The organism is Streptomyces sp. NPDC005799, from assembly GCF_040630525.1.
Lineage (GTDB): Bacteria > Actinomycetota > Actinomycetes > Streptomycetales > Streptomycetaceae > Streptomyces > Streptomyces griseorubiginosus_B.
This window is the reverse complement of the sequence record NZ_JBEXXQ010000135.1, coordinates 1-5,979: the sequence shown is the minus strand read 5'-3', so window position 1 is coordinate 5,979 and position 5,979 is coordinate 1. Positions and strand designations below refer to the sequence as shown.

Annotated in this window: 8 protein-coding genes and 1 pseudogene; 3 read left to right on the top strand and 6 right to left on the bottom strand. The window is 68.3% G+C overall.

The features are described 5' to 3' along the window. Position 1: 1 nt before the first annotated feature. Positions 2 to 166 carry an integrase core domain-containing protein gene (locus ABZ453_RS50140; protein ID WP_359026632.1) on the top strand — a complete coding sequence of 55 codons (165 nt, stop codon included), beginning with the start codon at positions 2 to 4 and terminating at the stop codon, positions 164 to 166. A 7-nt stretch (positions 167 to 173) separates the two neighbouring features. Here the strand turns inward: ABZ453_RS50140 and ABZ453_RS50135 are convergent, their stop codons facing one another. The 3 genes from ABZ453_RS50135 to ABZ453_RS50125 form a co-directional block, all read right to left on the bottom strand. After that, positions 174 to 773, bottom strand: a complete 600-nt coding sequence (locus tag ABZ453_RS50135) for a transposase (protein WP_359026628.1) — start codon at positions 771 to 773, stop codon at positions 174 to 176. Between the two features lie 167 nt (positions 774 to 940). Continuing rightward, a complete protein-coding gene (locus ABZ453_RS50130) occupies positions 941 to 1,372 on the bottom strand; it encodes a transposase (RefSeq protein WP_359026626.1) in 432 nt (143 codons plus the stop codon). 538 nt (positions 1,373 to 1,910) lie between these two features. Then, positions 1,911 to 2,726, bottom strand: a complete 816-nt coding sequence (locus ABZ453_RS50125) for an oxidoreductase (protein WP_359026630.1) — start codon at positions 2,724 to 2,726, stop codon at positions 1,911 to 1,913. An 89-nt stretch (positions 2,727 to 2,815) separates the two neighbouring features. Between ABZ453_RS50125 and ABZ453_RS50120 the strand changes: the two genes are divergently transcribed. Then, a complete protein-coding gene (locus ABZ453_RS50120; protein ID WP_359026624.1) occupies positions 2,816 to 3,340 on the top strand; it encodes a helix-turn-helix domain-containing protein in 525 nt (174 codons plus the stop codon). 24 nt (positions 3,341 to 3,364) lie between these two features. On the opposite strand, the gene ABZ453_RS50115 is transcribed toward ABZ453_RS50120, so the two are convergent. Further along, positions 3,365 to 3,934 (bottom strand): TetR/AcrR family transcriptional regulator, encoded by a 570-nt coding sequence (locus ABZ453_RS50115; RefSeq protein ID WP_359026621.1) that lies wholly within the window; start codon positions 3,932 to 3,934, stop codon positions 3,365 to 3,367. A gap of 178 nt (positions 3,935 to 4,112) precedes the next feature. Between ABZ453_RS50115 and ABZ453_RS50110 the strand changes: the two genes are divergently transcribed. Next, positions 4,113 to 4,367: a hypothetical protein gene (locus ABZ453_RS50110; protein WP_359026619.1), complete on the top strand. Its 255-nt coding sequence runs from the start codon at positions 4,113 to 4,115 to the stop codon at positions 4,365 to 4,367. On the opposite strand, the gene ABZ453_RS50105 is transcribed toward ABZ453_RS50110, so the two are convergent. Next, complete coding sequence (locus tag ABZ453_RS50105; protein WP_359026617.1) at positions 4,362 to 5,486, bottom strand: 4Fe-4S binding protein; 1,125 nt, start codon at positions 5,484 to 5,486, stop codon at positions 4,362 to 4,364. The two genes, ABZ453_RS50110 and ABZ453_RS50105, sit on opposite strands and share 6 nt — an antisense overlap. A 230-nt stretch (positions 5,487 to 5,716) precedes the next feature. Then, positions 5,717 to 5,979 (bottom strand): annotated as a pseudogene (locus tag ABZ453_RS50100) (TetR/AcrR family transcriptional regulator); the annotation flags it as partial.

The window sequence follows — 5,979 nt, the reverse complement described above, 5'->3', positions numbered from 1 at the left end:
GATGCAGGGCCCTTGGCGGGACGTCGGCCAGCTCGAGCGGGCGATCTTCCAGTGGGTCGCCTGGTACAACGACGAACGGCTCCACTCCGCCCTCGACTACGTACCGCCCGCCGAGTACGAACGCGCCTGGTGGCGACAACAGGAAGCCACCCCGCAGCCCGCCTGAAACAAGATCACCGGACTCTATGAAACTCGGGGCAGCTCAGTCTGCCAGTACTTGGCGCCTTCGCCGCCGTCGCCGGCCCACAGGCCGAGGATCTCGCGGTAGCCGTCGGCGGTTTGTCGGGCGCGCTGATCAGGATGTGTCCGATCTGGTTCAGCGCCGCCGTACGGGCCTTGACCGCGGATCGTGCCGCGTTGTGCAGAGCCCGGATCCCGGCCACGGCATCGCCCTTCGGGGCGCTGCTGGCCCGGCCGGAGACCACCGCGCGGGCAGCGGCGTAGGCATCGATGGGATCGGACTTGCCGATCCGGCGGCGCTCAGCCTTGTCCGGCCGGTTGACCTCGATCACGGTCAGGCCGGCCTCGCGGGCGGCACGGGTAAACCCCGAGCCGTAGGAGGATGTGCCTTCCACACCGACCGCGGCGATGGTGCCATGAGCGGCCAGGAAGGCCAGAGCCGCCGTGTATCCAGCGGCCGTTGTGAGAAACTCGGCGTCGGCAAGCGGCCCACCGCGTTCGGTCACCACGGCAACGTGGACAGTGTCGGCGTGGGAGTCCACACCGCCGATCACGACGTGTTCGGTAACTGCCGCGGTGTCCGTTCCTGTCATGCTGGAGATGCCTTCCTGACCGGAGGTGACTCCAGCCGGGTGGGGCAGACAGGACAGTGACGGGGCCTCTGGCCAGGCTCCTATAAGGTCATGATCCACCCGGCCGGGGCCTCGGGAACGGGCCCCGGCAGCCGGACAGGCCTAGGCGAAGACAGTCCAGCAGGACGTCAGTCAGTGATCGAGCCACGACCACCGGGAACCCGCGTACCACTATCACTGTCGGTGATGGTGGAGACGGTCTCCTTCGTCGCAGTCATTCCGTAGACCTCGGCGAGGTGGGCCACGATCTCCCCGGACGTGAGGCCCTTGGCGGTCAGCGAGAGCACCATCTCATCCAGCGCCCCGGTCCGGCGGGCGTATCTGGGCAGCAGTCGCGGAGAGAAGGTGCCCAGCCGGTCGCGGGGGACCTGCACGGTCACCGGTCCGACCTCCGTCATCACCTTCTTCGCCCGGTAGCCATTGCGCATGTTGCCGCCCGAGCGCGATCCGCGTCCGCCGACCCGGCCGGCCTCCGCGGCCAGGTGCAGCTCCATCTCCGCCTCCAGGGCGGCCTGCATCAGGTGCTGGGCCAGCTCGGGCAGGATCCCGCCCTCGCCCATCAACCGCAGCCCGCCCTGGGGCGGTCTTCTCGGCCGCCAGCGCGGCCAGCTCCTCCAGCAGCTCGCTGGACAGACCATTGGCGGATACCGGCATCGACTTCATGTCGGCACCCTCGACCGCCCCGGCAACACCGGCAAGCGACACACCGCTACCCATCCCGATCAGGTGATCCGTCGTCGTTCCCATCAGGTGACTCCTTCGTGGAGGCTCACACCTGATTCATGGCCCTGTCTCACTTGCGGTGGTGACAGAAAGTCATATTGGTCATGGCGAAGTGGCGGTGCGAGAACTCTGCTGGTCAACGGGGCCGAATCGCATTCAAACGGGGTCTCGGCCGGGGTGTCGGGTGCTCGCCGAGCCTGGGCCGCCCACCCGTGGCGTCCGGGGTATCAAATCTGCAACCGGCCAGGTCAGAGCACCGACCCGCACCGGAATATCACTGACAGTGACACCCAGAACGCTCCGTCACCACCGACTATGGGCCAGACCCTGATTCATGACACTCCTGGTTGGGAAAGCGTAGGCGACGCCCACCCGTCAGCTGGCCAGCTGGTTCATCTTGCGGATCTGTTTGTCGAAGACCCCGGCAGGAGCGAGGCGGCGCAGTATGCGTGCGCGTCCGGCCAGCGGGCCGGCGGTGTAGCGCGGCTTCGGCTTCGGGTCGGTCACGGCCGTGAGGATCGCCTGTGCGACGACGGCGGGGGCGTCGCCGTCCCTGACGGCCTGCGCCATGACGCGGTCGACGGTCTGCCGCTGCTTCGCGTAGGCGTGCAGGGGCGTGTCGGGCTTCGCGCTGTTCGTCTCGAACCCGGTCCTGGTGTAGGCGGGTTCGACGATGAGTGCCCGGACGCCGTGGTCCCGCACCTCGTGGTCCAGGGACTCGGTGTAGCCCTCGATCGCGTGCTTGGAGGCGGCGTAGACGGCCATGTAGGGCTGCGGCAGGAACCCGAGCACGGACGAGACGTTGATGATGCGCGCGCGTCGCTGGGCGCGCATGTGCGGCAGGACCTCGTTCACCATGCGCATGACCCCGAAGACGTTGGTGTCGAAGACGGATCGGGTCTGCGCGAGGGAGGTTTCCTCGGCGGCGCCCATCGAACCGACGCCCGCGTTGTTGACCAGGACATCGATCCGTCCGAACCGTTCGATCACTTCCTGGACCGCCGCGGCGGCCGACGTGTCACTGGCGACGTCGAGGTCGAGGAACGTCACGCCGTCGAGTGGGGTGACGCGTGACGTGTCACGGCTTGTGCCGACCACCTGGAATCCGGCTGAGACCAGCGCGAGCGCGGTTTCTCTCCCGATGCCCGATGACGCACCCGTCACGAGTGCCACCGGCCGGTCTGTCGTCATCATGGACTCCCGAACTCACTCGAAAACCGATTAGTTTCCGCTACAGTAAACCGATCGGTTTCCGTCTGCAAGTTCCCACAGGAGGCCTCATGGGCAGGATCAGTGCGCAGGAGAGGCGTGAAGCCGTCATCCGCGCGGCGATCGCCGAATTCGCGCGCACCGGCTACCACGGCACCTCCACCGCGGCGATCGCCGACCGGGTCGGCGTCACACAGCCGTATCTCTTCCGGCTCTTCCCGGACAAGAGGGCGATCTTCGTCGCCGCGCTGGTGCGGAGCATGGACGACACCCGCCTGGCTTTCGAGAGGGCCGCCGACGGGATCGAGGGGGACGAGCGGGCTTTCCAGGCCATGACGACCGCTTACGAGCAGCTGATCTCCACGCGCCCCGAAACGCTCCTGATGCAGATGCAGGGATACGTCACCGTGGCGGCTTCCGAGGCGCAGGGCGATGGCCGGATTGGCGAGGTCGTCCGGGCCGGCTGGATGAGGGTCTGGGACATCGTGCACCTGTCGCTGGGTGCCGATGCCGTCGCGACCGCGAGCTTCTTCGCGTGCGGCATGCTCGGCAACACGCTTACGGCCATCCGGCTTTCCCGGGACGCCGGGAGGTGAGGGAGCGTTCGGGCGGGTGATACGTCAGCGCACGCCTGCTGCGTCGAGCAGGGTGGCGACGGTGGGCGTGATGATCCCGGTCAGGCTGTCGGCGCCGATTCCTGCGCGGGCACTGGCGCCGTCGAAGACGATGCTGAGCTGCCGGGCCAGCAGATCGGGGTCGACCGCCTTGCCCTTCTCGGCCTCGGTGCGGAAGAAGGCGGTCAGATTCTCCTTGACCTGGCGGGCGACCCGGCTCGCGGGGTGACTCTGATCCTTGAGTTCGACCTGCGCCGCCAGGTACCGGCAGCCGTGGAACTCGGGCACCCCTACTTGCGATTCCACCTGCGCGAAGACATGCAGGATCCGCTCGCGGGGTGAGCGGCCGTCATCCGGCGCGGGCAGGAGAGTCGCCGCGTAGGCGGCGGCGCGCCCCTTCAGGCTTGCCGCCAGGAGTTCGTCCTTGCTCTCGAACAGCTGGTACATGGAGCGCTTCGACACTCCCGCCGCCTTGCACAGCGCCTCGACGCCGATGTGGACGCCGTCCCGGTAGGTGAGGGCGGCCGCCGCCTCCAGCAGTCGCTCCCTGGGGCCGAGTTTCACTTCGGTGGTCATACCGCGAGGCTAACCCGAAGCGGAGAATAAGAAAACCGATCGGTTTCCGTGGCGTGGGGCATAGGCTCGGCGACGGCCTGGGGGAAGGGCCGTCGCCGAGGCCTTGCGGTGTGCGCGCCTGTCGTCCCCAACAGCGCGGACACACACCAGGGCCACTCCGAGCAATGGCCCGTCCTGGGTGACCTACCGCTACGCCGAAACGGCTGGATTGTTGACGTCGTTTCCGCCGGTGCAGTCGCTCACGGTCGTACCAATCGAGTACATCGAAACCGAAGAGGGCGTCCACGCCAGGGACCTTCTGATGGGTCTCCGCAGCGTCGCGACGCCCGGCACGCGCGCATGGCGCACGAGTACGGAGGCGATGACGCCGATGGCGATTTACAGAGGCCTGGCGCGCACGACGCTGAAGGGAAGGGGTGTGCGCCGCTCATGACGTACGTGTCTCTTGGCCGTTGGACGTGGAGCGCTTCGACGGGGGCTGCCAGGCGCCGGTGACCTCCTTGACGGGCTTGTGGGGGAAGCGGCGCCGGGCGTACTCCTGCGCAGGGGAGCCCGGCAGGACGTAGAGGGTTTCCTTCTTGTCCTGGAGCGGTCGCAGCACGGTGTCCATGAACGTCCTGCGGTCGTCCAGGTACGGGCCGAGGATGTCCTCGCCGGCGGGACAGACGGCAAGGCAGTAGCCGGACTTGTAGCCGGGCGGCGAACTCAGGCTCTGCCACATCGAGGCACTCTCGGAGTCGCTGACCCGGGAACGGTAGTCGGCGGCGTCCTCGCTGTCGGCCACGGTCTGGGCCCAGTCGGTGAACCCGCTCATGAACTCACGGTAGTTGTGGGTGGTGCAGGCGAGCCCGTCGAAGGCGCCGTCCTTGGCGATGGCGCCGACCGGGCAGGCGGCGACGCACAACTTGCAGTCGATGCAGGGGTTGTAGTCCAGTGCCTGTCCGTACTCGCTCACCTCGGCGTCCACCAGGACGGTGACCAGCAGGACGAAGCTGCCGAACTTGGGGTGGATGACGTTGCGGTGCAGGCCCATCACCCCGAGCCCGGCGGCCACCGCGACCGTCTTGTGCGCCACCACCCAGATCCGCTCGCGGGGGAAGCGGTCCATCTCCTGGGGGAAGCCGACGGAGGGGTTGAGCGCGCGGTAGCCGGCGTCCTGGAGGGCCCGGGTGACGCTGCGGGCGGCGTGGTTGGCCTGTTCGTCGGTCTGGTGGAACTCCTGGTTGGCGACGCTTCGGGCGGGGGAGCGGCAGTTGTCGCGGTTCAACCGGACCGCCATCGCGATCAGGCTGCGGGTGCCGGGCAGCGCGGACTGCGCGTACGCTCGCTCGCCAGCCAGGTCGGGATGGTCCAGGCTGACCGCGGCCACGTCGTCCGCCCCGGCCGCCAGGCACAGCTCACGCAGCCAGGCCGCGTCGATCACCGCGGGCGAGCGGCCCGTGACGCCGGTCCCGCGCCGGGCGAGCACGGCCTGTACTGACGGGTGGGCCGCCAGTCTCGTTGGAAGCGGGGAACGAGTGGGCCGGTCCTCGGCGTCGCGTGCGGCAGTCATGCGTGCTCCTGAGGATGCGGGTGCGAGGCTCGGCACCACGGCCGAGAAACCGATCAGTTTCACCACGGTAAACCGTTCGGTTTTCACGCACAAGTCCGCGGACGACCGCCGCTCTCGACGGAAGTCGGTCAGGCATGCTCCGCAGGAGCGCGCACTCGTCGGTATTCCCGCAGGTCGGCAGTATCTTCGACAGACATCCCGGCCGCCGAAGGCGTCCCGAGCGCAATCCGTCAGCGCACGTCCGCCGCGTCCAGCAGCGTGGTCACCGTGGGGACGACAAGCCCAGTTGTCGTCTCGGCCTTGATTCCCGCGCGGGCGCTGGCGCCGTCGAAGACCAGGCTGAGCTGCCGGGCCAGCAGGTCCGGGTCGTTCACCCCGCCCCGCTCGGCCTCGGCGCGGAAGAAGGCGGTCAGTCGCCCCTTGACCCGGCGGGCCACCCGGCTCGCCGGATGACTCTGGTCTTTGAGCTCGATCTGGGCCGCCAGGTACCGGC